Raw genomic sequence first — 26,260 nt, 5'->3', positions numbered from 1 at the left:
GGCGTGGAGACGAGTCTACTTCAACGTGCCGAGAACGGGTGTGCGATAGGTTCTCCATATGTACTCGAGAGCTTCGGGCAGAGTCTGCTGCTTGACCGCTCTATCCGTGTGACCAGCGTTGCGAGCGAAGACGAATTGGTAGTGATAGTGTTTCGCCGCGAGCACACGGGCCATGTTCTCGTTCGCCACCGCCCAATCATGCATGTTGTCGTGGAGCACATTCGGGTTCAGGAGATCACGGTCGCCAACCTCCATCCAAATCCGAAGAGGCTTGATGGAACCCGCAGGGATAAGGTGCTCGTGGAACTCCCAGGCACCGTGTGGCGACTGCGCGTTGAAGGGCCACTGTTGGTTGACGAAGGTGCCCGAGTACGTGAGGACCCGGTGGTAAAGTTCGGGATGGTACCAGGCCATGATCAGAGCACAGGAGCCACCGGAACTCCCTCCCATGGTTGCTCTGGCTTCGGGATCCCGTGAGAGCTTCACGTTGTACTCCCGCTCGACGCGCGGAAGGATCTCGGTCTCGACAAACTCTGCGTATCGACCGGACATGGTGTCGTACTCCAGACCTCGTTCACTGCCTTGGGCGTCGCCTGAGCCGTTGCTGATGGAGATGGCCGCCATGATGGGGATGCGGCGGTCAGCGATAAGCGAGTCAAGCGCGGTGAAGAGTGCGGGATCTGGACCGTCGGCGCCGACGATGAAGGGAAGAACCGCACCTGAGACTCGCTGCGCGGGAAGATAGACGGTGACGCGCCGGGTATAGGGAGCTGGATGACTTGTGGTAATGATGAGCCTGGCCGGGTCTGAGGGATCCGCTGTGCCGAAGGTTCCAGCATCCCGGGCTATTCCTGGATACAGCGCGCTTTCTGAGGAGGTGAGGGTGAAGGTGGAGATGCTGCCGCGAGGGACGAGTGCGGCGGGTGTCATCTCTGGTGCTGAAGGATGGGTGGGACCGAGGATATAGTTGCCGTCCAGCGTCGGTGACGGGGTTGTTGCGTCTGGGAGTTCTTTGCCGGGGACATACGTGGAGTTGAGTGGGTTGCGAGTTGGAGGTGTTGGGCGGGGCGCCTGGGCTCGCACCGCGCCAGGCAAGGAGACGCTGGCCAGCAAGGATAGGCAGGAGGCGAACAGCCTCATTTTTCGGGGGGCAAACATGAGGGGAATCGTAACAGGTCAGAGAGTCAGCGAGGCGTGCACCAGCGGCGTTGCCGAAAACGCGACTTTCATGGAATCAGCCAAAGGAAGTTCCTTTACAGCGGTACAGTCATGTAAGCGACCAGAAAGAAGATTGCAGTAGCGAGCGCGATTGCACTGAGGGCTAAGACGAATGAAAAGATCATCCTTCGCGTGTAGCGTCTGTCCTCATCCGTCTCTCGATCAGCTCCGAGCATCCCCCATCGTAGCAACAGGATCACATTGAGGAGACGACCGAACCGGGACGCACGAAAAACGGTGTTATAGGAAGTCGCGGGTCGATCTTTTGCGCGAATGCCACTTTGTTTGAAGCAATTAGTCCCGAGGTTCGGCGCATGAGGCAGGCAGGCTATGGGTCACATCACTTTGCACAACAATACAGGTTGATGTCTCCGTGCTGGCATAGCGCGTTCTTACAACGGCACGGCCTGGATTTAAAGCTGTGACAATGCCAGTCTTGGGATCGAGCTGGATGATCGGATCGGATTGCTCAAGGATGAACTGGACTTCGCCAGGGCTTAGAGCAACTGCTCTTCGGTTCCTGTCAACCACTAAAGCGGGGTAGAGGTTACGCTGACTCCTTGGAGGACCTGTGGTGAGGTGGAGGACGCTAGCCTCACTGTACCCATCGCGCATCTGCGGGTTACGAACATTTAATAAGAGCAGCCGCTTGCTTACCGGGAGCTTCACCGGGATGCGCACGGTACGTGTCGCTACACCACCATCGACGAAGAGTACGGAAATGTGGAACTCTACTGTGCCTGTTCGCAATGCAACCAGATGGAGATAAGTGCTGCCATCTGCTTCCCGTCCAATTCGGTCGGCGTTCCGCTCTTCTGAGGCCGCCGGCTCCAGGTATGGTTTCGAGCTCGGATGCCCCGAGTACTCGATCAGTTGCTGGCCTATAGAGACGGTCAGCACGTCGGGGCCAGAGATCTGAACAGGCAGTTTTGTGGGCTCAAGTAATTCCGCTACCAGGCCGTCGGCATTTATTTTAAGCCGGGTGTCCGCATTGAATCGGTCCCGTACCGAGGGGGAGAGCCTTGCGCCCGCGAGGGCACTTAAGACCGGGAGAGGCGGAAGTTGAATACTGATTGTGCTCGGCGAGGACAGGCTGATGATGCCTCCTATTCCGCCCGGTATGCCGGGTTCGTCAACTGCAATCTGATCCGCTGTCTCCGGCGGCTTTACCCTAGCCCTGAGAGGGGGTAGCGGCACTCCGAATTTAGCGCGGAGCCTGCGACAGTTTGAAGCGTCCGGATCGTCCCTCTCTGCTACGACAACGCAGGTGGCCCTGATGAAGCCGCCAAAGCTTTGCTGGAGGAGGGCTTGGCCAACGCGCAGACCGGACACACTTCCTTTGGAGTCATCGATGTCAATGACAGGCTTCTTGCCTTCATTTCTAACCCGATAGGTCACAGCGGTTGGCGGGAGCTGGACAGGGAACCTGACTCCGTCGTAACAGGCGCGGGGCACGATGATTTTTTTTGAGAAGTAGGCATCTTGCCCTGGCTCCAGCCTGATGGGCAAATCATCCTCCAAGGGTTGTTTAGTGCACGACGAGCCGATAGATGTCGGTCGCGCTGCGCCGCCTACTACCTCCGAGGTGATTTCCTTGAGCGCGACGCCGCCGTCGACGAACAGGATGAAGAAGGTATAGGTGTGTTTGCCAAACTCCATGGGAAACAGGTCGATGGTGGTAGTGCCATCCGCGTTTCGTTTGAAGGGTAGACCCTGCCGCGACCAGTCTCCGGTCCACGGCACGCACGGAACGTTTCCGCTGTCCGGGTGGCATTCAATGCGGGCTATCGCAGGTCCGTTCAGCTTCAAGACGACTGGATTGTTCTCTGCGATGCGTAGCGGGTACGTGAGCGCGGGAAGCTCGACGCGTTCATCGGCCAGGAAACTGCCGGTTCTAGAGTCCATGGGTCCGTAGGGAAGCTTCAATTCGCTAGGTTGGGCGGCCTGTGCGCTTTGTTCACCGCCTGCTCGTAGACTGCCGCATTTGGAGTGATCGTAGATCACCGAGTTCTCCCGCACCTGTACGCAGATCGTCTTCAACAGGCCGCCGTATAGCGTTTCAATCAGTGCTTCGCCACTTTGGAGCGCCTTTACTTCGGCAGTCTGCGGGTCAAAGTGAATTGGTGGATTGACGGGATCCATCGTGATGTGGAACTTAGCGTCGTCCAGCACCACTGGAATCGGCCTTTTGAGTCCGGGGTAGCTTGCCTTCATCTGCAGAAACTTTCTGCGCCCTTGCTCAGAGAGAGCCATCGTCAGAACGTCCCCAAATGCAGAGGAGGAGAAAATAGCGGTGGGCGGCTGGGCTGCCACGACGTCGACCATGGTGGATTGCTCATCCATGCCGCCATCGGAGAAGAGGACGTTGACGACGACCTCGAGCTTGCCCGGGCGCTGCGGAACAATGGTTATATAGGTCTGGCCGTCCGGCTTTCGCTGCAATTGTGGTTCACTGTCTCCGCCGTCAAGCCAAGGAGATCGCTTATTCGACTCGATCAGCTCCTGCATGACGAAGATGGTGGTAACCTCCTCTCCTTTGAGGGTGACGGAGAGGTCGTTCGGCTCACCAAGGTGAAGCGGCTTTGTGGGTTGCTGGATGCTGAAGCGGCGTTCAGCCGGGAAAAGGTCAGGCGGTGAGGCCCTTGTCCCGCGAGCAGACCCTTCTACTCGTGCTGTCTGTGCCAGCACTTGGAAACGTGATCCCGCACCCGGCAGGCCGAGAGCGCAAAGGACGAGGTACCGGGCAAGGTGAGTGGCTCGCATGAATGTCAGTAAACAGTATGGTTGGCATAAGAGCTGAGGACAGTACCACTTAAGTTTCACCTCAGATCGGAAGGAGACGACGTTGAGCATAATGCCGCTTATATCTGCGACGCGGTGAAAAGCAACGGAGTCACGGCGATCTGGTGATTCAAACGGGCTATGCACTGCTGAGGCCTGGGTTCGCGAAAAACGGCGTAACCGGAAACCTCACCATTTGAGGCCTCCAGCCCTGACGTTGCTGGAAATGCGACTTCGCGGAATCGGCAATCTAACGCCGCTTGAACCAAATGCCAGTGCCGGAGTCAGGATCGCCAAGTACCCAATACAGCTTGTACGGCTTTGAGTGGCCTGCTACCTCTAGAAGTGAGTAGCCTCCCGAAGCGCAACTGCCTGACGCTCCGTCTGAGTTGTAGTCCAAGTCGATGTTTCCATCAAGAACCTTCCATCTACCAGTGCCGGACATTACGCACGTAGACGTGACAGAGTCCTCCGGCAAGGCTCTCACAGTCATCGTGCCATCGAGATTGAGGTCGAGACTAGCGTTTAGCGTATCTGCCTGAATAGCGGCTCCCTGATTAGTTTCGAAGTAGCTACCCACAAGATCGACTCGTGATGGAGTATGAAGAGGTATAGCCCAGAGCGCCGGGGGGCCAAAGACTGCGCCACCAATGTGGCCGGCGATGATGAGCAAAAAAAGGAAGAAGGGAATACAGACGAGCAACAGGGGTACGACCAGGAACCACCACCAATTCGAAACCTGTCTTCCAAAGATTTGCATTCTTCGCAGTTTAGCTCGCGCACCGCATTTGGCGACGTTGCCGAAAACACCGACTTTGTAGGATATTCAAGTTCAGCAAACCTCTGATCTGCTTCTTACGGTGCAGGTCTCAGCAAGCTGGACCACGCACTATTTCCGTCAACCCTGATATCTAAATTCTCAATCTTCCAGACACCGCCGCTTTCGTTGGCTTCAACATTTAGCAGGCCCTTGTTGCGAGTCCCCGACACAGGCAGGTTCAACTGCGCCGTGCCAGAGTCACCTTGCTCGTGCAGGTTGATTGAAGCTGAGCCGACAGTTCTCAAATTCTCTCCGAGAAGCGCGTGCGCGAGATGTGAGTTCTCCATCGCCAACTCCGCATTCGACCTCAGTTGCTCCACCCGTAGGTCGGAACGCTTGTTATTCCGTATTACCGGAATGGAGATGGCGGTCACTAAGAACACTAACGCGATCGCCGTGAGAACCAGCCACTTCATAAAACTCTCCTGCCCGACATCGATCCTCATTCAATCATAGTCAGGCCCTGAAAACGGCGTTTCCGGCAATCACCCCTGACAACCGGAGTTGTCGTGGGTGATTAGAGGGCTAATCAACAGGTACCAAATTTGCCTCAAGCACGCGCTTTTCCCTGGAAGCACAAATAGAGGCGGCTTGGACAAGAACCGCTATCCCAACGAGCACAATCGTAAATGCGTTAGCGAACATGCCGAGGCGTTCAGTGGGATTAGTGATTGGGCGCAAACCGGAGGCCAAGCGATCTGCTTGATCCCCAAAGTAAAACGCGAGTGACGACGCCAGGGTCATAAGCCAAAGCACCCGTGACAACAGTCGCACGGAGCCAAATTTCAAAATTACAAACGCTGGAAAGCCAAGCGCAGGGATCAGGTACATGAAAATTCCGAGTCCCCAGGGCAAACTGGTGTTCATTCCCCAAGCTGCGGCGGCTAGGGAGATCAGCGATAGAAGGCCACTACAAACCGCAGCAAGTACAAGTAAACCAGTCTTCACCAAGGAAAGGTTCTTCAACATAGCTGGAGAGCCATACCTTACGCTCAAAGGAATGGTTATTGCAGCCAGAGCGGCAGCAATCAGCACTCCAAAAATCAGGACCGACATCTACCAGCCTCCGCGATTGATACGGGCATAGTGTAGCCTCAGCGACTCAAAAGCCGATTTCTTGAAGCTGTACTCTCTGAAACGACCGTTTCATCTCGCGCCAGGTCTAGTCAACCCTCGGATTTTGGGTGCATGCAGGCTCCACAGAGCTTTGCTTTTGGTGTCCTCAGAGGCTTTCCACATTGCTCGCAAGGCGGTCCATACAAAGAAATACGGTGGTGCATGATGGCGTTTTGGTGGCAATCCTTCATGCTCGTCAGCTCTTCATAGCGCGTCCGAACCGGACGAAATAGATCATCGATCGGGACGCCCTCCAGAGCGATACCCCACTTCTGGCGAAACTCTTTCGTCGCCTTTATGCCGCCGCTGTAGAGCGCTTGGACTGAGGAGAACTCGTCCTCACTAAGCATCGGCATTTCGCTCTTGCAGCGCCAGCACCACATGCGTTCCATCCTGCCATCATCGAATCAGCTGCGTTCGGAACGCAAGCGAACAGTAGCAAGCGCAAACCCTCAGTCCGATCTTGTTACTCCTGAAACGGACGATTGAGAGCGGAACAGCGTTGTGCCTCGAAAACGGCGTTATCGCTAACTTCGATCATCTCGGAGGCCAGAGACGTCGAGATTTCCGAAAACGCGACTCTTAGGGAACGTGGCCGAGAAAGGAGCGGACTATAGTAGATTCTTCAGCGGGTTTGATCGAGAGCTTAGAGGAAGAATGGAATTCGATCTGCAAGCGGCACTTCCACAACTTCTGCCAAAGGCTATCGCATGGGCTGAAGCGCAGGCTCGCAGAGTTACCGAAACAGGCGAAGCTCTAAGCGAAGCGGGAACCGTAACGGCGAGGAGGGTAGGCGTTGAACACCCGGAACTCATTCGCATACTGCTTGTTGAAGAACTTCCGCTCCCAGACGAACCAAGTTTGCGGGGGGCTGCGGTTTTTACCGGATTAATTGGCCCGCATATGGCCGGTCTGACACTCGGACACAGCATTCTCATCGTCAAAGGAGCATTGGACTTGCGGCTCTTCTCCCATGAATGTCGTCACGTTCATCAATATGAGCAGCATGGCTCGATCTCAGTGTTCTTGCCGGTTTACCTGCAACAGATTGCTACCGTGGGCTATGCCAATGCTCCTCTAGAGCAGGATGCCCGCGCCTACGAGCAATAAGGGACTTTGACGTTGCCGAAAACGCGACTTTGCGGAAGGTTCGGCAAATGCAATAAGCTGTGCATTCGTTTAGCCGGGGGTTCTCTTTCGATCTCTGAGTATCCAAAAGACGAGAGCGACCCATGCGAAGAGGGCAGTGACACCCGTCGCTGACCAAAGGTAGATACGGGAATGCCATAGAGCGTTCTGGGCCGGGTCTGCGGCACTTCTCCAAAGAAAGAAGAGCAGCCAATAAAGAGCGTCCAGTCCGAATAGCGTCACCAGAACGAGTAGGCTTATTCTCACCCAGAAGAGCTTACGCTTGGCCATGCATAATGCTCTCACGCAGGCGACGAACTGAAGTTGCCTAGAACACCGACTTTCAAAGAACAAGGCGAGTGTTCTGCCCTAAACTTTCAGGATGGACGAGATAGGCAGTGCGACAAGACCTCTACTTAGTACCGCAACGATTGCTTCATGGTTGGAATCGCTACAGACGGAAGCGGCGAAAGCTGGAGTAAAGCTGGCTGAACTGCGCGAGAGCCAATCGCACACTCCTACGGTTGCGGCGGATTATGATGCCGATCGCGCTATCGGCAGAATTTCCGTATGGGCTACGGGAGAGTTTGACTTCGAGGTGCTCCACACGAGCAATGGTGAGTTCGCATTCTTTCGCCATCAATCGACCGTTGACCTTGCGGACGTAGCGTTGCTCGAAGCGTACAGAGCCTTCCTAAAGAGCATGGCAGATCCGGGCGCAAGATCCGATTAGCTTCTCGTGCCTTGAAAACGGTGTTGTCGGAAAGTTCGATCAATTTGATCGTCCCACTCCCGGCTCTTTTCCGCAGTAGGGACTTCACTTCCCTGCTTCTTCTTCAGCAAAAAGAGGGATCAGTTTAGCGGCAGGTCCTGGCACGGTGAAGTTCAGGGTTATCTGCTCGTGCCCTTTGGGGTGTTGTTCTCGCCAGAGCTGCAAAAGGAGCGGGGGCATCTCTGAGAGAACGGTCTTCGTTCGACCAACCTTGGCGTGGCAGCTGGGACACAGTGAAATCATGAGGTTGAGAAGGGACCTTCCGGGTACGCGATGGTGTACGACTATCGAACGTTTTCGCCGGCCGGATGCTCCGCAGACACGGCAGCAGTAGTCGTCCCGCTGCAACACGGCTTCCCGCAGGCCGCCAAAATACTCTTCGTCCTGCCGTTTCAGCGTGTAGCAGGTCGCACAAAGGCCAAGAGCAAGGATCTTTTCGTTGCCGCAGCGGCAGTAAAGTGCTCTCTGAATACCCTTCTTCACTTTGCTCCTCCAGCAACGTACCTATAGAGAGTTTGCCTGGCAATGCCAAACTCGATAGCTATGGCGGTCTTGGATTCGCCCGATGCGACCCTACGGCGCAACTCCTTTGCCTTGGCCGCGTCGAGTGAGTGCTTGCGGCCAACGTAGGCTCCACCTCGAAGTTTAGCCAGGGCTATTCCCTCTCGCTGCCTTTCCCGTATCAGGTCTCGTTCGAACTGAGCGAAGGCACCCATTACGCTCAGGAGCAGATGGGACATGGGGGAATCCTCCCCTGTGAAGGTCAGGTTCTCCTTCTGAAAACGCACGTTGACTCCCCGTTGTGTGAGGGTCAGGACTAGCTTGCGCAGATCGTCCAGGTTCCGGGCCAGACGGTCCATCGCATGGCAGACGACGGTGTCGCCTTCTCTGACATAACCCATAAGGTGCTCAAGCTGCGGTCGCTGGATGTCTTTGCCGGACGCCTTGTCGACGAATCGCTTATCCAAGGTGATACCGTCGAGCTGCCGAATCTCTTTTTGATCGAGCGAGCTGACACGGAGGTATCCGACAACTTGGCCAACTCTCCGTTTCACTTTCGTCACTTTAGGTTCTACGATTCTCGACATGTAGTGTCACAATATCAGAGAACCGATCCTTATGAGACGCGTTTCTGTCACATCGATGGCGTCCCGCAGGGGTATACCTCAATGATACGGTTTCATACTTACGTCACACGCTTCCGGCCGGTTACAAAGCTGAGCAAGCCTGCAGAGCTAGCGGTAAAGAAGTGAGACCAAGACAGAAATAGACCACAGGTACTGAATACCGTCTCTACGTTCAAGGAAGAAAGAAAATCTGGACCTGGACAGGCAACCGCTGATACGTCGCGCGGTCGCGCCTTCACTGAAGGCTTACGGGTGGCGTCTGAAATTGCTGACTTACCCGCCTTTCAGCTGCATTAGATCCTTGCCCTACGACTTTGTCAAACAGCGGGTGGTCATGAGGGACAACTCTCGTAACGGTAAGCACTACTCATTCCTCGTCTAGGGAAACTCTGCACAAGTTCTGCGTCCGCGGCCTGATGGATTAATCTGATGGTCAGGGGTGGATGGCGATGAAGCAGCAGACGTTTGCGTCGCAGTCGAGCTTTGAGAAGTATGGGCGGAAGTCTCGGCGGGAGTTGTTTCTGGATGAGATGGAAGTGGTGGTTCCATGGTTCGAGTTACAGGCTCTGATCGAGCCACACTACCCGAAGGCCGGCAACGGCCGTCGTCCTGTCGGGCTTGCGATCATGCTGCGGACCTACTTCATGCAGCAGTGGTTCAACTTGTCCGACCCTGGCGTCGAGGAGGCGTTTTACGAATCCGCCACGCTGCGGCGGTTCGCCGGCGTCGACCTGGGCGTGGCTCCGGCGCCAGATGAAACGACCGTGCTGCGCTTCCGCCACCTGCTCGAAAAGCACGACCTTGGCGGCGCGATACTCGACGCGGTGAACTTGCATCTGGCAGCCAAGGGCATCCGCATCGAGACCGGTACGATCGTGGATGCGACCATCATCCACGCGCCTTCTTCTACGAAGAACGAGAAGAAAGAGCGTGATCCGGCGATGCGTCAGACTCGTAAGGGCAAGCAGTGGTACTTCGGACTGAAAGCGCACGTGGGCGTCGATGCAAAAGAAGGTCACGTGCACTCGGTAGCAACGTCGGCGGCCAACGTCTCGGACGTACATATGCTGCCGGATCTGCTGCATGGGGAGGAGCGCAAGGTGTGGGGCGACGGCGGCTATCAAGGCCAGACGAAGGCCATCCGGCAGGCCGCGCCCAAGGCCCAGGACATGACCTGCAAGCGAACCAGGTTCAAGACCTATGTCGATGAAGCGGCAAAGAAGAAAAATACGACGAAATCAAAAGTAAGAGCGAAAGTAGAACATGTCTTCCGTATCCTGAAGCGCGTGTTCGGCTTCGACAAGGTGCGCTACCGAGGTATCGCCAAGAACCATCACCGGCTATGCACTAACTTCGCCCTCATCAACCTCTACCTCCACCGCAAGCACCTGGCAGGGCTGGCCGTATAGCGCCCGAAAACGGGCAACGACTCTTCAACACAGCGCAAACTCCAGCCAAAACCAAATACAGGGCGGCAGTATCGCAACAAACTAACGGCCGACTCAAGACGTTCACTCATAACGTCAAATCAGCCGCCTGCGCAGAGTCTCCCTAGGACGATCCCGCAACTACCGTACAGACTCCGCGAAAGGAGAATGCCTAAGCTTAGCTGCCGGGCATAAGTAAGAGGGAAAGTTAGAGGCTGATACCGATGTTGTTGTCCATGCGGCGCAGCTGCGCGGCTTCCTGAATCTGCGCGGGCTCCTTAGCATGATGATTGCCGGATCCCGTTGCTCGATCGAGTGCTTCAATTTTCGAGATAGGGTTCTTTTGCTGATCGTAGAACTGACCGCTGGGGCCGTCGATGTGGATATGACGACGGGTTTCGCTGTGCTGGTAGCTCTGGACGGTTCCGGCCTCTGCTTTCCAGCCGAAATGCTTCGCATCGTCGGGATGGAGTTCCCGATTCAGCGGCGTGTAATGGCGGTCGTGCTCGGCCGGCGTGTGGATACGTTCTGGTTGAGAGTGCTCGGCGGCTTGGTTCAAGGTAGGCTCCTTCTGTGGTGTGATTTGATAGGTAGGCTGCCGGAAGTCCACGGCAGAACTCTTGGTGACATCGTGACTGAGGCGTTGTGCAAGGTTCTCGGCGTCATTGGTGTAGATCTGGGCATCGTGCGAGGCACGGGACACCGCGACGTATGCGAAGCGCGTATTGATCAGCTCTGGGTGAGCTCTGGTATCCATGTTCACAAGAACGCGCTCTGCCGTAATGCCCTGAGAGCTCTGAGATGTGACGGCATAGCCATGATCGAAATGCTTCATCACTGCCGAATCGAAGGTGACGCTGCGCGGATTGGCACCGTCCATCCTGGTGGTGACAACGCCGTCTGTGATCCTTTCTATTGTGGCGAGCTCTCGGTTCGCAACGCCGAGAACCTTCGAGGGCGCGGTGAACTGGATGCGATCGCCCTGGGAAAACTCGCGGCCGATTTCCTGATAGGTACTGACGCCTTTCAGCCGTTTGGGATCGTATGCGGTTTCAGTACCGTCCTCGCGACGAACGGTGATACGGTTGGCGTCCGGGTCCACGCTCGTAACGGCGGCGTAGCTGCCGCGAGGAAGGTTGAGCTCTTTGCTCCCTGCGTTGTAGTGGATGACGTCACCGGGCCGGTATTGCGCTGCCCACTGTCGATCCGCGCCGGTTAGCTCTGAGCGAGGGATAAGGGTGGGAAGAAAGTGGCTCGTACGTTCGACGATGCCTGCTTCCTGCAGCTCAGACCGCACAGCCGCGTTGAGATCGCGCCGGCTGATGTTGTCCGGTGAGACGATGATCGTGTTTTCAGGTTGGCGTGCGTATTCCTTGGCGATGACGGCTATGCGCTCCTGGCGGTCTTCGACCTGGGTCACTCTTCCCTGCCGCTGCAACATCAAGACGCCGGCGGCCGTGTCGTTCTGCGACAGACGTTCGACTGCGGCAAGCAGCTCGGGCTCGCGCTGGCGAACGATCTTATCGAGCAGCGTGGTGCGCATACCGGCATCCTGCATCTGTTCGAATGGCTTACCAGCCTCCACGCCCTGATGCTGGCGAGTGTCACCGATGACGAGTACTCGGTCTTGAGGCCCAATCTTTTCAAGGAAGTCTCTCATCTGTCTGGTGCTGGCGAGACTGGACTCGTCGAGCATATAGAGATGTCGGCTGGCGGAATCGCCGGTGTGCTGCTCGCCTCCCCCTCGGGCGAGAAAGCCCTGCAGTGTGTCGGCGGAGATGCCGGATTCTCTGAGTTGTCCGGCGGCTTTCGATGTGGGGGCGAAGCCCTCGACGGCGTATCCGTTGCGCTCGGCACCCTCGCGGATGACGGCTAAGCTCGTCGTTTTACCGGTCCCTGCGAGCCCCTGAAGACCATGAACTCGGTCTCGGGAGGTGAGGATTTCCTCGATGGCTTTTCGCTGGCCTTCGTTAAGTTGAGGCTTAGATGTGGCCTGTTTTCTGGCAGCCTCGATCTGCATGATCGGCTCAACGGCATCCTGACCGAGGCGCAAGCTGTTCACGGCACTGCGTTCCATGGCGATGGTCTCAGGCGTGGTGAAGCTCCGGCCGGTGGCGTGCTTTGTGGCGTCGACGGATCTAAACTCGCCCGTGCTGAGACGTTGATCGAAGTTCCTCCGAATCTCGGGGTAGGTAATATCACCCATGCCGCGCCTAAGTGCGTCACGCATGAGCAGGCGTTCATCCGAGACAGCTTCTCGCTCAAAGCCGCGGCTCTTTGCGTAGCTCACGGCTTCCTTAGCGCGGCCAGGTGCGTCAGGAACCCTTTCCAACGGCTGGAAACGTTGGCGGTCCCTGGCTTCAGCGATCACTGACTCTGCCTGGTGGCCGTGGGCGGCGGCGACTTTATAGTGCGCAGCAATAACCTCGGCTGTGGAGTGGATCTCTTTCTTGTCGCGAGTGTCGTGAGCTGCTATCTGCGCCGCTGCTGGACCTTGAAACCCTGTTGATTCGAGATATTCGCGGATCTGTTGAGAGCGAGGGCTGGACGCTTCAAGATATGCGTGGGTGTAGCCCTTGATTTCGGGCGCTCCACTTCGGCCGGCTTCGATCTCATAGCCTAGATTCCTCAGACGGAACGTGAGTTCCGACTGATAGATTGCGGTGGCGAACTGCTGCGTGTCGAACATGCCGCGTTCCTGCAGGGCGCGGGTGTCTCCGTTGTCTCTCTGGGTCATATTGAAGACGACAGCATGGGTGTGGAGCTGGGGCGCTGCATAGCCGTCGACGGGGCGGGCGGTGTCATGCTCGAACTTGGCGACGATGAACTTCCCCGTCGTTTCGGCGGCGTTGTTCCCGCCGATCCGCGCCTGGGTGTAATGCTGCAACTCATCCAGGGCGACCGTTACAGCGGCACGGTGCGCTTCTCTCACTCGGTCATCTCCGCCGACAAGAGCTGTCAGGGAGACTGACTTTGGAGCGGAGAACGTCGCATCCCAGCCGGCCCGATGCTCCACTGGCTTTACGGTGGTGCCGTCTGCTGTTATGTACTCTTTCGAGGTCCGATGCTTGACGAGCTGCTCGCCTGTGACGGGGTGGCGTCCTTCGCTGAGGCGAGCAAACTGCCCGGCGTCGATGTACCCGGAGAGTCCGAAAGTCTCCGCCAGCTTCCCTTGCCACTCGCCAAGATTCACGTCACCTTGTTGCCAGTAGTTCTGATCTGGAGACGTGAACTCCTTGGAGTGATAGGTCTGGGCCTGTCCTGCATTCAACGGTTTGGAGATCGTCAGCATGAGCCTAGATCTCCGCGCCGGTTAGGTACGAAGATTCGGCGTCTGGAAAGAGACCTGGTGCGCTTTCGGGTCTGAGCTCGGCGGACACGTCCGCAGGCTCTGCTTCGTCGGTCGGTTCAATCTCCTCGTCAATTTCAGGATCTTCTTTTTCCTCTTCGGGATCTTCCGTCAGTACTGCCTCCTCGGGAAGGTAAGTCGGGGTGGGAATGGGGGTGTACTTCTTCTTGAGCGTAAGGGGATCGAAAGCAAGCTCGTCCTCGAGTACGGCGCGAGGAACGAAGTCGGCGGCGATCTCCGGCATATCGCAATAGGTGAAGGCAAAGCGAGCCACGTTGTTTCCGAGTTTGAGGAATGCGTGCTTGTCTGCGAGACCGGAGATCTCGGAGTCCATGACCAGCGGCTCGGTCTGGCGGTCGATGGTGAAGCTCTTCCCTTCTCTGCTGCCGTGAACGTGAGTCTCACGCATCCGTTCGATCTCAACGTTGCCGATGGCCTTCGACACCCATTCGGAGGCTTTGGGCTCTGTCGTCTTGAGGAAGATCTTTGTCGCCGGCTGCGAGAGCATCACCTCGGCCAGGTGGCCATAGATCGTCTCCAGCTGTGCTTTGCCCTGCAGGCCGAGGATGAGCGGGTTCTTTGACTTGCGGTTCTCAGTGATGGCCGTGTGGAGCTGCGGAAGCCGCTGCAGACTGGCGAGCTCGTCTAGGACAAACCAGACTGGCCGCTGGGTCGCGGTCGGCGCGCTCAGCAGGCGGAGTACCAGCAAGTCGATCCAAAGGGAGTGGAGTGGGCGAAGGGCTTCACGCTCCGCAGCCTTCGACGTGATGAAGATCCAACCCTCGCGTTTCTCAGCCCATTCAGTCGCGCTCCAGGTCCGGTTCTTGGCCTGCTCTTTGGTAGGAAGCATCCGGAGGCTGTCCGCGATGAGCCCGAGTGAGGCCAGAACGCCTGCTCTCTGCTGTTGAGCTCCAGGCGCAATGATTGCCGCAAGCTCGGTTCCCTGCACGCGGGCATCGATCTCGGCCGGATCGGACATCCACTTGATCAGCTCCTGGGGAGTGGGGCCGAAGGTGAGCAGGTGGGCGAAGATCTTCTGCGGGGTCTCGGTAAAGAACTCACCCTTTTTATCGCTGGTCGGCTGATAGAGGGAAGCCGCGATCGCCTTGGCCTCGGCCTTGCTCCGCAACTCTTCGGACGGTCCCCAGTACGGGCAACGTGCGTCCAAAGGATTCAGGATGACGTCTTTCCTGGCGTCGTAGAACCGTTTCACGAACTCGCAGGCTGGGTCATAGATGATGGCAGCCTCTCCGCGCAGTTGAATCTGCTGGAGCATTTGGAGGATGATCGTCGTTTTGCCCGAACCGGTGTCCCCGATGATTTCGATGTGCTGTGCCTCGCTCGTCAGAGGAATTCGCAGGGTCGCCGGCGTCGCGGCTCGGAACGGAAAGCGGAACGACTTGGCGGCGTCCGTGGTGACGATCCCGATGCCGTCACCTTTTACAGCCGCGTTGAAGCTATGGGTGGAGTGCATGACCGGACCTTTCAAGCGGCGACCGTACTTCATCTCTTTTAGCCGCTTCATGTCGAGCCGAACCGTGTAGAAGAGGATGGCAAACAGAACGAAGACGCCTTCGCAGAGGTTCGCTGCGTACATGCGCAAGATGCCCTTGCCCTTGAAGACGTTACTTCTGAACCAGCTATAGAGCGAGGCATCCTTGTAGCTCAGGGTGGGTGCGCGATAGAAGAATTCAAACCCCTCGGCCCTGGCTGTACGCGAAAGGACGACGGGGACGGAGCTGCCTCCTGGCAGTGTGGTGACTCCGTTTTCGAAATCATCAGGTATTGCCAGCCGGGTGCGGTGATTGCCGCTAAGGTAGATCAGCCGATAGCTGCCGTGCAATTCGAACTGAGAGCTGATCTGCGCGCGGAGATACTCGGTCGCGTAGGACTGCTGTAGCGGAGTTTGCCAAAAGCTGTAGTTTTGCCAAACGAAGATCAGGGTGCAGAGGAGTGCTGATGCAACTCCGAGGTAGGTGTAGATCGGCATGTGCGGTGGCCAAACCGCAGTCTCTCTTCGGCCCCATTGAGTCGCCATGGTTATTGAACTCCTTCTTGGTTGCGGTACTGGGTGAGAATCTCGGCCGCGGTAATGCGCTTGCCATTCTTCACTTCGGAAAGCACCTGGGCGTACTCCTTTTCCGTCATCACTTTTCCTAGAGCAATCGAACGGAGGACGTTGTTTGCGAGGAGGCGGAGCGCGATGAGTTCCGTAAAGACAGCGGTGCCGGTTGGCCCGGTTCGGGCCTTCTCCAGCAGCACCTCACGCGCCCATTCACTGAGAACCTTCCCTTCCTGCTTGGCTGCGGCCTCCAGCTCTGCATGTTCTTGGAGGGTGACTTTGGTGCTTGCAACGGTTCGGCGTCCAGCGCGGCCGCTGGAACGGCGTATCCGCTCCCCGATCCCAAGGTGTTTCGTTGCTTCTGTAGCATTCATGAGGCCTCGAAGAGAGGTAGACAATGGTCTACCGGTTGAGAGATTTAGGAAGCTTGTTTATGGCATAAGCCTTTTGGTTTGAAGGAGTAGACCAAGGTAGACCGCTTCTGATCGCCACACAACCCTAAGAGGGATGGAGTGTCTCCAGTATTCCGGTGCGAAGCGCCGTTTCCATCCCTGCAAGGTTTTGCACTGGGCGAGTGCAGTTAGCGTGCCGGTGATGTGCTCGGCTTGGTGCCGGTCGAGGGCGCTGGCCGCTTCAGTCGGAGTGGGAAAGATGCCTTGAAAGTGGGGTTATCGGTGCACCACTTTTTAAACTCGGTGTCCTTACCGAATACATAGGCGAGTGCTGAATCGATCACATCGTCTGCGCTAGCTTTGGTCATGGCGGCGTACTGGTCTACCTGCTTCGCAGTCGATTCTTCGAGGGTGACGGTGGCGGTGATCTTCTTGCTTGCGACGATTTCGAGAAGGGGCATTGTGTGTTCTCCGAGTTGAAATGGTGCGTGGAAAAGCTCGGCGGAGATGTTCGTCGGTGACTTAGTAGCCTAGCCAGCCGAGTACTTCCGCTCCGGTGTACGTGCTGCGGTCGCCTATTTCGACGAAAAAGTCCGCAGGGTCAAGTTGGTGGAGGAGTATCTCCCGCTCTGCATCGGCCCTGCTCACTTCGGCAATCATGGCGTCTTCGAGGTGCATCGGGAACGTCCTCTCGGTGTGCTGTTAGGCTGCGCGGTAGAGTTCGGTCGTGTTGAAGCTGTGTGTCTGGTAGGTGTAGCCATCGACGGTGATGAGCTCTCGCACCCGACGCCGGCCACGTGAGTCCCGTTCGCAATAGAGAACGAAGTCGATAGCCTCCGCCGTCTCAGACCGGATGAAGCCATGGTCCAAGTTGGGGTGTGCGCTGAGTGCGAGGTTGGAAAGGCGGCTGAGTGCATCCAGTGCCGACTTTGCGTGAATGGTGGACATCGTTCCACCATGGCCCGTGTTCATCGCCTGGAGTAGGTCGTACCCGCATTCGTTGCGGATCTCGCCCATAATGATGCGGTCCGGGCGATGGCGGAGAGCGGCGGCAAGCAACTCGCTTGGCGTCACGGCGACCTGCCCGGGGATCGCCTCGATTGCTTCCCAACGCACGGCGTTGGGGTGCGCGATCTTCAGCTCTGCGGGCTGCTCAATGATGCACAGGCGTTCAGTGAGTGGGATGTGATCGAGGAAACTTTTTAGTAAAGTTGTCTTTCCCGAGCCAGTTCCGCCCGCAATCATTCCGTTCTTCTTCGCTCCGATCATGCTTACAACGGCGTCTCGCACCTCGGCGGGAAGACTCCCAGCGCGTATGAGATCGTCCGAGCTGTACCACTGGTTGAACTTGCGGATGGTGAGGGTGGGACCGTTCACCGACGCAGGCGGCCCCACCACGGCGACACGCGAACCGTCAGGCATACGCGTGTTCAGGATGGGGTTCTGCTCTGTGAGGTCCTGCCCGAGGATGCGCGCTACCCGCACGATGGCTGCGGTGAGACGTTCGTTGGTGTACTCAGTCTTAAGCTCGATCCGCTCCACCATCCCGCCACGGTCGGCAAAGACGCCAGTCGTCCCATTGATCATCAGGTCCGAGATAGACGGGTCGAGCAGGAGCGTCCGCAGCTCCTCGGGGAAGAACGGCAGGATGAGGTCGTAGCTCAACGTGTGGCTCCTGCGGCGGCGCGAGGTGCGGCAGCTCCGAAAGTCGGCAGGGCACTCGCGGAGACGAGGGGATCAACCGAGACTCGGTTCTCGTGAAAGTCGGTGATGGTCAGGCCCAGGGGGTTGATCGTCTCGAACTGGGGGAAGATGCGGGCCTGCTCACTTACCTGCTTTGGGTTCAGGTAGTACGTGACCGACAGGAGCCAGTGCTCGGTCCGTGGCTCCCGGGAGTTCCGTGGGGAGTACAGCCGGTCGACGCCAATGAGTGCCGTCCCCTTCGCAATCGTGACGCCTGAGAGCGTCTCGTCGGTCATGGACGTGATCGTGACGTTGCGAACCTCGTCGTCGCTCTGCTCCACCTGGCCGGACAGGACGAGCGATGCAAAGTGATTGGCGTTGTCCTCGGTCATGAGGCGAGAGGCTATGGGAGCTGAAAGAAAGTAGTAGTTGAGCGGGTACTTGGTGGCAACGGTCTCGCGGTTGACGGTGTAGCGGTAGTTCGCCCAATCGGTGAGGTAGGTCCGGACTTCCCCTTCGCGGGGGCTATAGCTGAGGTCGCTGTACTGAATCGCCTGGGCGCGGCCCATCTCGTCGATCCGGACGTAGCGGTTTGGCACCGGCCGGTTCGCTAGCGAGTGAATCAAGACGAACGAAAAAAGTAGGATGACTGATAGCGTTCCGATCACAAAACGGCTCAACCGGCGTTCTGAGTAGTGCGCAGCGTAGATCTCATTGCCGACGTAATCCGTCAGCAGCGCGTCGGCGGGGGTGAGGGTGTCAGCGGGTGCGAGTTGGGTGGGCATGGTGATTACCAGTCCTTTCGGTTGCGTTGCGAATGGCGGTGGAGGCAACTATGCCGCCGACTACGACGAGGCCTGCGAGCGCGAGCAGCACGCAGGCTTTGAGCCAGGCCGGTCCTTTCAAGAAGATGGTGAGCAGAACGATCGGCATGAATTTAGGCCAGTGCTACGAGTGCCGCAACTTTCGCGAGCGCCGCGTCTACTTTCTCTGCAGCGCCTGCGTGGCCGCCGAAGATGATCTGAGTGAGGCTGGGAATGTAGAGCATGTTGATCACAAACGCACCGAAGAGCGCGATGCAGGGGATGAGATTTGCCAGCCACATCTTCATCGAGTAGTCGCTCTGGAACGTCTGGAGAACGAACGCCTGGAGAAATCCAGCCCACACGTAGATGAACGCGGAGGCGACGGCGCGGATCATAGCAAAGCTCACCAGGACATCTACGAAGTGCAGGAACTTGCCCCTGAAGTTCTTCGTCATGTAGAGCGGGATGAAGACGGGACCGAACAACGCAGCAACGCCGTACAGGATGAACCCGCTCACGTTGACGAGAAAGACCACCATCGTCACCACACCCAGCATGAGCTCGATAAGAATGTACGCCAACAGTTCGAGCGGTGCTGTGATGGCGGGCGCGGCCGTGCCGTCTCCCAACGTCTTCAGGAGCGCTTCCAAGTTCGTAAGAGAGTTCTGATCGATGCTCTGCGAAAGCACCTGGGCGATATAGCTGAAGAGGTGGTTGAATCCAAAGCTGGCACCGGGTAGAGGGTTCGACCAGTAGTTTTCGGCCAGTAGACAGCAGATCAGCCGTAGCAGAAACTGCACCAGGTCTCCGATCCGCAGCGGCTCCCGGTGGAAGCCGAACGTCATCGTGTCGGTACTCCAGGTGATGACCATGTTGACCAGCACCATCAGAGAGATGAAGCTGAGCTCGGTCAGTCCGAAGGACGTGAGCGCGCCGCCGTTCTGGGTGGTGAGGTTCGTGAGGTTTTGCGTAAAGACGGTAAGCCAGTCCACTCCCGGAGCTGCTTGGAAGGCTAGGACTGCTGCGGATGATGTCAGGATGTGGACCATTGGCTGTCGCCTTTCTGCGTGGGGAGGGTGCTACGGGACGTAGGTTGTCCACGGTTTCGAACCGCCAGTGGGGTTTACGTTGTTCTTCTTGCGCTGCTCGCGGATGCCCTTCCAGAGTTCCTCGTCGTGTTTTTTGGCTGCGTCCGCATCGTCTTTCTGGAGTTGGAGAATGGCTGCGGCTTTCGCGGCGGAAGCGGCGGCCGCCTGGTTGGTGTCGTGGATGTGAATAAGGGTGGCGCCGATTGCGGAGAGCACGGCGAGGATGGCGACGAGAATCTTGGTATTGACTGCTTTGAGCATCGAGGTCTCCGTTCTAGGGAAGGTAGGTTGTCCAGATCTGGGAGCCGCCAGTCAGGTTGACGTTGTTGGCCTGACGCTGCTGCTGAACAAATCCCCAGGTGTTGAGGTCGTTTGCGGCTGCGTTGCGCTGCTGCATGTTCTGAATCGCCATCTGCTGCGCGAGACAGGCGTGCAGGACGCCCTGAGCCTTGAGCTCGACCAGGTGTTGTGCCTGCGCCGCGTTGAGGAGGTTGAGCTGCTGGACTTCGGCGTTGGTATCGTCGCCTTCGTCGAGCTGGTCATCCTGGAGCGCCTGTTCTGACGACAGGTTCGTATCGCGGGCGGCGCGGTAGGCTCCAACCGCATTGAGGCAGTCCGGTGAGGAAGCATCGGAGGCCTCGATCATCGCCAGTTGTGACTTCCCTGCACTGTTCGTCGGCTGAGAGGAGAGATAGACGGATGCACTGCTGTTGACGGGGACGGTTGCGTTACCCCATGCGACCTTTGCGGAACCAGGATCGTTCGTATTCAGCGCAACGGAAAAGAGCGCCGTCTCTCCGAACTGGTTTGCGACGTTGACGTGCTCCAACGCCGTTAGGGCTGTGTGCCACTGATTCTTGGCGGAGAAGTGGACGAGGTTGTTCTTGACGGTGTTGTACTGCATCTGCAGCGTCGAAAGTTGCGAGACAAGAGACGCGTAGCTGGTTGGGTCGAACACGATGTCGCCGATTCCGAAGAGGGCGAAGCTGGGAGTGGCGACACAGGCGAAGACGATGACGCCGAGTGCGAGCTTGGTGCGGTATGCGCGCTGGGTCTGCATGGCGGGCTCCTTTGAGGCCGATTAGAGGGTTGGATCTACGCGATGGTCGGCGTAGGACGGGATGAGGATGTCTCGGCCGATGTAGACCCTGGCGCGAGATCCTTCCTTCAAGGTGATGGTGGGGAGCCGGTTGAGGAAGTGGTTGAGGATCTGCTCGCCCTCTTGTGCGGTCTGCTGAGACATGTCGTTGCGGATCTGGGCTGACGGATCGAGAACGCTGGCGCTGTTGCCGATCTGTGCCAATCCGCCTAGTCCGCCGATCGCGGCCGCTGCGCCGAAGGCGGAGAGGTAGTGGTTATCGACCTTGCTGGCGAGGCCGGTTGTTCCGATGGGGTCGAGGCCAATGTACTTGTCGAACTCCAGTGAGAACCCATCCGGACAGACGGCGCGGTAAAAGGTGACGAACATCTTCCGCTGCCCCTGGCTGCCGACGCTCTGCACTGTGCCGATCAGCCGCGTACCCTGCGGCATGAGAAGGCGCTGGTGATCGTGGGAGTAGTAGTCCGTGGTGAGCATCACCAGGATGGGTCCTGAGAACCCACCGTCGATGTGGTTGGTGACGACGCCCTCCAGAACCGTTCCCTCGAACACGCGGTAAAGCTGGCCCTGGTATGCGTCGAAACCATACGGTGCCATGGGATCGCCCTTCGCGCTGTTGCGAGTGTCTGCAACCGTCTGGAGTGTGGCCGGACGTGCCGGCCGCTCCGCTGCGCTGCCTATGTCTTCACCGCTGGCCGTATTTGTCGCCTGCTCGCGATCGCCGAGGACTGCGGCTGGAGTTCCGCCGGCATGGGCGAAGTCGATGGCTACGGTATCGCTGTTGATGGCATCCTGCTGGGCCTTGCGGTGCGCGAGCTCGCGCTGCTGGGCTTCAGCGTGGCCCTGGGACGCATTGGACGTGTGGCGGGGTGCGTTGGGGCTGTCTCCGTAGATCGACTGTCGTTGGGCGGCAGTCATGGGCGCACTGCTGTCGGCTTCAGGGCCGGGAAGGTCAGACTGCGCCTGGAGAGCGGCTGCTTGGTTGGCGGCAAGTACCTGGCGATCCTCCGCATCGCGCTTGATTTCGGTCGCCTGCATGGTCTGGTAGCTGCTGACCTGCTGCGGGTTGACGGTGGCTGGGCTGGACGTCAGGGCACTCTTCGCTACTGGCTTCTTCGCTCCGCTAACCAGGTGAGAGACATTGGCGATGCCGACGAGCAGGACAATCGCGACGAGGATGAGCAGAATGGGGAACCCCTTTTTGATAGGGGCATTCGACTCAGGCTGGCTGGGGACGGTGGCGGGAGTTTCTGACATGGCTATTTCACCTCTCCGGTGCGGTTGAAGTCGACCTTCTTCTTGCCGATTTCGAGATAGCCGTGCGCAACGTCTTTGGGAATTGTGTAGAGGCCATCTGCGAAATCAAAGTTGATGAGGGAAGGCTTGCCGTCCTTCATCTCGTAGAGGGCGGGCGTCTCCTGGAACTGTCCGCGCAGGTAGGTAAAGCGGTCGTCGTGCCAGATCTGCTGCAGGCCCAATTCCCTTCCCTTGCGTGGATCCCACGAGTAATCGAAGTGCAGCGTGCCGGGATAGCTGCTGCGGTACTGCTCAGCCTTGGTGGTCTGAGCTTTGACTGCTGCCGTTTCAGCGGCCCTTGCTGCCTCGGTTTCTTGCTTCGCCTTCTCCAGCTCCGCTGCAGGCACGAAGACGGGCATGGCGGCGAGCTTGTCTTTGCCAGGCTGATCGCCCGGGGTTACGAAGACCTTGGAATCGAAGTGCTGATCGAGATCGCCGGTGATCTCGGTGAGCTGGAGCGTGTACTCGTTACCGTGGTCGGACACGATGTGGACGTTGGTGGTGCTGTTGGCGACCTTCGGCTTGACGGAGATGAAGCGGCTGGCAACGTGGCCGCCGTCGAAAACCCAGTCTGCCGTGTTGCCTCCAAAGACGGTCGCAACCTTCTCTTCCGCTGGAAGCATGATGAGAGTGGATTGAAGGATTCCAGTGCGGACGACGGGCGGCGCTTCGCTGTCGTGCACGGCGATGGTGCGAGGCGGGTTGGGCTGGAGGTGGTGAGCGGGGCTGGGGGTTGTGCTGGCGAACCCGATAGCGGTGCAGCCAGCGAGGATGAGTCCGGAGAGAAGCGTCGTGGGGGTTTTCAAGGGCGTTTTCCTTCGTTATGCGGGATGGGTGCTTCTAAGCGAGTTCGCCCTGGACGAAGCGATCGATACCCTCGTGGAGGCCATACTTGGCGACCAGCTTGGATCGGCGCACCTTATCTTTGGGTTTGGTTGAGAACTTGGCGTAGCTGTGAGGGTCGAGGTTCAACGTGACAACCTTGGTCTGGCCGTCGCGCCGGATGTAAAGCCCCTCGCGCTCACGCAGGCTTTCGAAAAGGTCGAGCTGGTGATCCGTCATCTTGAAAAGCTGCTTGTAGTGGGGCCGGTTGAAGGTTGCATCCCTCAGGAAAAGGAAAGAGGTGCAGGAGTTCACGATGCTGTCGGCGTTATCGCCCAGGTCGTTTGCTGACTGGCCGATGAGGGTGACGCCGCCGAGGTTTTTGCGTACGGTCTTGATGCTGGAGAGCGCCGCGTCGAGCAGCTGCTTGTTCTTCATTGAAGAGAACAGCTCCTCGATCAGCACATGCTTCGGGACACCGAGATTTGCAGGATCGTAGAGAACATCGTCGATCCGTCGCAACAGCCACACCATCAGAGGTTCAACCAGGTCGGCGTACTGCGCGTTGTTTACACCCTGGAAGTCGAAGCACTGGAGGCGTGAGAGAGAGAGTTCGTCCTTCACGTTGTCAAAGACGGCGCTGTAGATGCCCTTTCCAACCCACTTCGAGAGGTACCGCTGCAGGTGCTTGGGGAGAAAGAGGCTGGAGAGGCGGCGGTTCTCAGGATCGAGGAGATACATATCCTGGACTGCATTGAAGATCACGTCGTCGTCTTCGGGCGTGAGCTCGGCTCCGCCGTTGACCAGCAGCAGCTTCATGAACGAATACAGAAATTTCAGGTTGCTTTCGGTAGGTTCAAGGGCAAAAGGGTTTACTCTGGGACCGTCCTTCCCCACTCGGTCGACCTTGCCGCCGTAGAGCTCGACGACGCTTTCATAGCTGCCGCCGATGTCGAAAATGAAGGTAAATCCGTTGTATTTCTGTTCATGCGAAACGGCTTGGTTTCCGTGGACGGACTTTCCGGTCCCGGTTGGCCCCAAAATCAGCATCACGCGGACCCCGTTTACATACACATCCTGGTAGTACGGCGTTCCTGAGCGCGTCTCGAAGATGTTCAGATACTCCGCATCGAGATCCTCGGAATAAGGGTGGCCGGTGTGAGGTGCAAACGCATTTGACAGGCGGGCATGATGGTTCTCGCCCAACCAGGTCTCGAAGACCTGGAACTTTCGGTTGCCGGGAAACATGGCGTAAAAGGCTGAAAGATTGCCGAGCGTCTCCGCGACCACCTGGGCCCGGGCTTCAACGAAGATGCGATGAACTGAAGGCGTCACGGCCTGCAGCTGCTCGGCACTGTCGGCCGCGCAAAGAAGAGACAGGCTGTAGATGCCCTGTGATTTCTTGTCCAGTTCGCGGATGACGCCGCTGAGATCGTCGACGCTAAGGCTAGCCGCTTTCGCGCCGGCCGTCGAATCGAGCGATGCAGAATCCCGACCGCTCATCACGCGGGAGAGAACGCCTACCTTGAAAAAGCTGATGAACTTCTCCTGTTGGTCGATCTCCTTACGAACTGCGGTGTGCGATCGCGGCCGCCAGGTAGAGCAGAGGATCGTGTCACAATCGAGCTTCATCAGGTCTGCGAATAGGCAAGGGCGGGATGCTTCAGGACTGGTCTGGAGAGAGAAGAGTTGAACGTACCGCTTCCCTACCCTGAGGTGATCCTTGTGCCAGGAGACGGGACTCTTGACGATCTGGCGATCAACGCCGGTGTCAGCGCGGAGGTGATCGAGCCCGGCCCATTCCTCCAGGTTGAAAAGATAAGAGAAGAAGCGGAAGGCTTCCTCCTTCCGTACGATCTTCAGGCCCAGAGAAGACGACAGATGCGATTCAAGGGTGATGGCCGCCTTCTGAAGGCTGGCGAGCATCTGGGAGGTGTCCTCTGCGTGGTCGGACGGTTTCCGTGAGAGTGGGTTGCTGGTAGCCGGTTCAACGGTAAGGCACCAGTGAAGATCGATGCGGCGGAATTTGGCCGTGCGATTCAGGAAACCGACGCGATCGGCTACGAAACCCTCGGTGATGGGACTCTCATAGCCGTCCTGCCGTGGGATGTCGAGACCGGACCTCACGCGAACGTACTGATGGAGACAAAAACCCTCAGGAAGGCCGCGCGTAGCACCCTCGATGTCGCGCACCGTCGCTTCGATCTCCTGGTCTGTCAGGCTCTCCTCGTCTTTCCCGGTAAGAGAGAACAAGCAACCGTAGCCTTCGCCTTTCAGTGCGAAGTCGCGTTCCGAGACAAAGCGCGAGATCGGGACGATGCTGCAGGCCGCCCCGGCCTGGGCGAACCATGGCGTTTGTTTGTGCTGGTTAGTCTTTGCGAGGGTCATAGTAGGCCTTCTGTCCGAGGCTCAAGCCCCATATCTGGAACATCTTTGGGTGAGTGCGAACCGTGAGCCAAGCCCCAAGAACAAGGGTGGGGAAGGTCAGGATGGCGGTGAAGCGAAACCCGGCGAGGAAAACCACTATCGAGACAAAGGCGATAGCCATCCACGTTGGAAGCTCAAGCCCAAGTTTTGCCCGGGACCTGTTCATCGCCTGATTGATCGGTAATGGTTCTCCACGTCTGGTCATGGGTGAATCTCCTTTACATGGATTGCCCGGTGAGAGAGCTGATCCAGCCGGTGCCCCAGCCAATCACTGCAGCGCCGAACAGTGCGCCGAACAGGCCGGGAATCGCTTCCTGGAAGCGCCCACCCATCAAGCGGATGCCCGCGAAGATCATCGAGCCGAGGCAAATGACCGCGCCGGCATACAAGGCAAACGTCTTGAAGGTGTTCATCAAGGTTGTGGCTCCTGACAGATCCACACTTCCCTGCGCGTGAGCAACTGCGGTCACGCTAAGAAAAGCCAAGGCTGGCAGGAGATTCCGGAAACTGCAAAAAGCAGATTGGGTGGCGGGATTGTTACGAAAAATAGACGAGAGTCTGCGCATCGGATTTTGTCTCCAATTGGGGTGAAAGTACTTGTTGATGAGGTGTTTCGGGTCCTTCTGATGGTTGTTGTACAACATGAGAATGGTGTTTGCAAGTCCGGTATAAAAAACACCACAATCGATGTCCCCCCGTAACATTCACGAACCTACGGTAGTTATCATCGCGGGAACTCTGTCATTCAGCTCGTTTAGTGCTTCATATCCTTGGATCGTGGTGAGAAAATGTTGGCTAGTCCGCAGTCTCCTCTGAGAAATCCGACGAGCGGTAACACCTTGGGAAT

General features: G+C 57.6%; 27 protein-coding genes. 3 read left to right on the top strand and 24 right to left on the bottom strand.

What is annotated here, in order from left to right:
- Window positions 1-15: 15 nt before the first annotated feature.
- The 6 genes from ACIX9_RS22210 to ACIX9_RS22185 form a co-directional block, all read right to left on the bottom strand.
- On the bottom strand, window positions 16-1,158 hold the full coding sequence (locus tag ACIX9_RS22210) for an alpha/beta hydrolase (RefSeq protein WP_157478330.1): 1,143 nt from the start codon (window positions 1,156-1,158) through the stop codon (window positions 16-18).
- A 354-nt stretch (window positions 1,159-1,512) separates the two neighbouring features.
- The gene (locus ACIX9_RS22205) at window positions 1,513-3,906 is read right to left on the bottom strand and encodes a hypothetical protein (protein WP_157478328.1); all 2,394 of its coding nucleotides are present in this window, start codon (window positions 3,904-3,906) and stop codon (window positions 1,513-1,515) included.
- Between the two features lie 343 nt (window positions 3,907-4,249).
- A complete protein-coding gene (locus ACIX9_RS26580) occupies window positions 4,250-4,759 on the bottom strand; it encodes a hypothetical protein (RefSeq protein WP_013573130.1) in 510 nt (169 codons plus the stop codon).
- Between the two features lie 95 nt (window positions 4,760-4,854).
- Window positions 4,855-5,235 (bottom strand): cytochrome c oxidase assembly factor Coa1 family protein, encoded by a 381-nt coding sequence (locus tag ACIX9_RS22195; protein WP_013573129.1) that lies wholly within the window; start codon window positions 5,233-5,235, stop codon window positions 4,855-4,857.
- A gap of 109 nt (window positions 5,236-5,344) precedes the next feature.
- Entirely contained in the window at window positions 5,345-5,875 is a 531-nt protein-coding gene (locus ACIX9_RS22190; protein ID WP_013573128.1) for a hypothetical protein, read from the bottom strand.
- A gap of 110 nt (window positions 5,876-5,985) precedes the next feature.
- On the bottom strand, window positions 5,986-6,327 hold the full coding sequence (locus tag ACIX9_RS22185; protein WP_041598177.1) for a hypothetical protein: 342 nt from the start codon (window positions 6,325-6,327) through the stop codon (window positions 5,986-5,988).
- Window positions 6,328-6,592: 265 nt separating this feature from the next.
- On the opposite strand from ACIX9_RS22185, the gene ACIX9_RS22180 reads away from it, so the two are divergent.
- Window positions 6,593-7,045: a hypothetical protein gene (locus ACIX9_RS22180; protein ID WP_013573126.1), complete on the top strand. Its 453-nt coding sequence runs from the start codon at window positions 6,593-6,595 to the stop codon at window positions 7,043-7,045.
- Window positions 7,046-7,445: 400 nt separating this feature from the next.
- A complete protein-coding gene (locus ACIX9_RS22170; protein ID WP_041598176.1) occupies window positions 7,446-7,796 on the top strand; it encodes an immunity protein TriTu family protein in 351 nt (116 codons plus the stop codon).
- A gap of 84 nt (window positions 7,797-7,880) precedes the next feature.
- Here ACIX9_RS22170 and ACIX9_RS22165 read toward each other — a convergent pair whose 3' ends face one another.
- Both ACIX9_RS22165 and ACIX9_RS22160 read right to left on the bottom strand, forming a co-directional pair.
- Complete coding sequence (locus ACIX9_RS22165) at window positions 7,881-8,318, bottom strand: HNH endonuclease (protein WP_232298967.1); 438 nt, start codon at window positions 8,316-8,318, stop codon at window positions 7,881-7,883.
- Window positions 8,315-8,923: a recombinase family protein gene (locus tag ACIX9_RS22160; protein ID WP_013573124.1), complete on the bottom strand. Its 609-nt coding sequence runs from the start codon at window positions 8,921-8,923 to the stop codon at window positions 8,315-8,317. Before ACIX9_RS22160 ends, ACIX9_RS22165 begins: the two co-directional genes overlap by 4 nt.
- Window positions 8,924-9,411: 488 nt before the next feature.
- Between ACIX9_RS22160 and ACIX9_RS22155 the strand changes: the two genes are divergently transcribed.
- Complete coding sequence (locus tag ACIX9_RS22155) at window positions 9,412-10,371, top strand: IS5 family transposase (protein WP_041597380.1); 960 nt, start codon at window positions 9,412-9,414, stop codon at window positions 10,369-10,371.
- A 226-nt stretch (window positions 10,372-10,597) separates the two neighbouring features.
- Here the strand turns inward: ACIX9_RS22155 and mobF are convergent, their stop codons facing one another.
- From mobF to ACIX9_RS22085, 16 genes are all read right to left on the bottom strand, one after another.
- On the bottom strand, window positions 10,598-13,681 hold the full coding sequence (gene mobF / locus ACIX9_RS22150; protein ID WP_013573122.1) for a MobF family relaxase: 3,084 nt from the start codon (window positions 13,679-13,681) through the stop codon (window positions 10,598-10,600).
- Between the two features lie 4 nt (window positions 13,682-13,685).
- Window positions 13,686-15,776 (bottom strand): type IV secretion system DNA-binding domain-containing protein, encoded by a 2,091-nt coding sequence (locus tag ACIX9_RS22145; RefSeq protein WP_013573121.1) that lies wholly within the window; start codon window positions 15,774-15,776, stop codon window positions 13,686-13,688.
- Window positions 15,777-15,778: 2 nt separating this feature from the next.
- Window positions 15,779-16,174 (bottom strand): plasmid mobilization protein, encoded by a 396-nt coding sequence (locus ACIX9_RS22140; protein WP_013573120.1) that lies wholly within the window; start codon window positions 16,172-16,174, stop codon window positions 15,779-15,781.
- A 206-nt stretch (window positions 16,175-16,380) separates the two neighbouring features.
- A complete protein-coding gene (locus tag ACIX9_RS22135) occupies window positions 16,381-16,653 on the bottom strand; it encodes a hypothetical protein (protein WP_013573119.1) in 273 nt (90 codons plus the stop codon).
- 61 nt (window positions 16,654-16,714) lie between these two features.
- The gene (locus tag ACIX9_RS26575) at window positions 16,715-16,870 is read right to left on the bottom strand and encodes a hypothetical protein (protein WP_013573118.1); all 156 of its coding nucleotides are present in this window, start codon (window positions 16,868-16,870) and stop codon (window positions 16,715-16,717) included.
- A gap of 24 nt (window positions 16,871-16,894) precedes the next feature.
- Window positions 16,895-17,857 carry a CpaF family protein gene (locus ACIX9_RS22130; RefSeq protein WP_013573117.1) on the bottom strand — a complete coding sequence of 321 codons (963 nt, stop codon included), beginning with the start codon at window positions 17,855-17,857 and terminating at the stop codon, window positions 16,895-16,897.
- A complete protein-coding gene (locus ACIX9_RS22125; RefSeq protein ID WP_013573116.1) occupies window positions 17,854-18,660 on the bottom strand; it encodes a VirB8/TrbF family protein in 807 nt (268 codons plus the stop codon). Before ACIX9_RS22125 ends, ACIX9_RS22130 begins: the two co-directional genes overlap by 4 nt.
- Window positions 18,635-18,808 (bottom strand): hypothetical protein, encoded by a 174-nt coding sequence (locus ACIX9_RS26130; RefSeq protein ID WP_013573115.1) that lies wholly within the window; start codon window positions 18,806-18,808, stop codon window positions 18,635-18,637. Before ACIX9_RS26130 ends, ACIX9_RS22125 begins: the two co-directional genes overlap by 26 nt.
- 4 nt (window positions 18,809-18,812) lie before the next feature.
- Window positions 18,813-19,730: a hypothetical protein gene (locus tag ACIX9_RS22120; RefSeq protein WP_013573114.1), complete on the bottom strand. Its 918-nt coding sequence runs from the start codon at window positions 19,728-19,730 to the stop codon at window positions 18,813-18,815.
- A 30-nt stretch (window positions 19,731-19,760) separates the two neighbouring features.
- A complete protein-coding gene (locus tag ACIX9_RS22115; RefSeq protein ID WP_013573113.1) occupies window positions 19,761-20,030 on the bottom strand; it encodes a hypothetical protein in 270 nt (89 codons plus the stop codon).
- Window positions 20,031-20,043: 13 nt separating this feature from the next.
- Window positions 20,044-20,829: a hypothetical protein gene (locus tag ACIX9_RS22110; protein ID WP_013573112.1), complete on the bottom strand. Its 786-nt coding sequence runs from the start codon at window positions 20,827-20,829 to the stop codon at window positions 20,044-20,046.
- A 21-nt stretch (window positions 20,830-20,850) separates the two neighbouring features.
- The gene (locus ACIX9_RS22105; protein ID WP_013573111.1) at window positions 20,851-22,125 is read right to left on the bottom strand and encodes a TrbI/VirB10 family protein; all 1,275 of its coding nucleotides are present in this window, start codon (window positions 22,123-22,125) and stop codon (window positions 20,851-20,853) included.
- Window positions 22,126-22,127: 2 nt separating this feature from the next.
- Window positions 22,128-22,970, bottom strand: a complete 843-nt coding sequence (locus ACIX9_RS22100; RefSeq protein WP_013573110.1) for a TrbG/VirB9 family P-type conjugative transfer protein — start codon at window positions 22,968-22,970, stop codon at window positions 22,128-22,130.
- Between the two features lie 34 nt (window positions 22,971-23,004).
- Window positions 23,005-25,374: a VirB4 family type IV secretion system protein gene (locus ACIX9_RS22095; protein WP_013573109.1), complete on the bottom strand. Its 2,370-nt coding sequence runs from the start codon at window positions 25,372-25,374 to the stop codon at window positions 23,005-23,007.
- Complete coding sequence (locus tag ACIX9_RS22090; RefSeq protein WP_013573108.1) at window positions 25,355-25,618, bottom strand: VirB3 family type IV secretion system protein; 264 nt, start codon at window positions 25,616-25,618, stop codon at window positions 25,355-25,357. Before ACIX9_RS22090 ends, ACIX9_RS22095 begins: the two co-directional genes overlap by 20 nt.
- 13 nt (window positions 25,619-25,631) lie before the next feature.
- A complete protein-coding gene (locus tag ACIX9_RS22085) occupies window positions 25,632-25,979 on the bottom strand; it encodes a hypothetical protein (RefSeq protein WP_041598215.1) in 348 nt (115 codons plus the stop codon).
- Window positions 25,980-26,260 lie beyond the last annotated feature (281 nt).

This window comes from Granulicella tundricola MP5ACTX9 (assembly GCF_000178975.2).
Taxonomy (GTDB): Bacteria; Acidobacteriota; Terriglobia; order Terriglobales; family Acidobacteriaceae; genus Edaphobacter; species Edaphobacter tundricola.
This window is presented reverse-complemented; position numbering and strand designations above follow the sequence as displayed.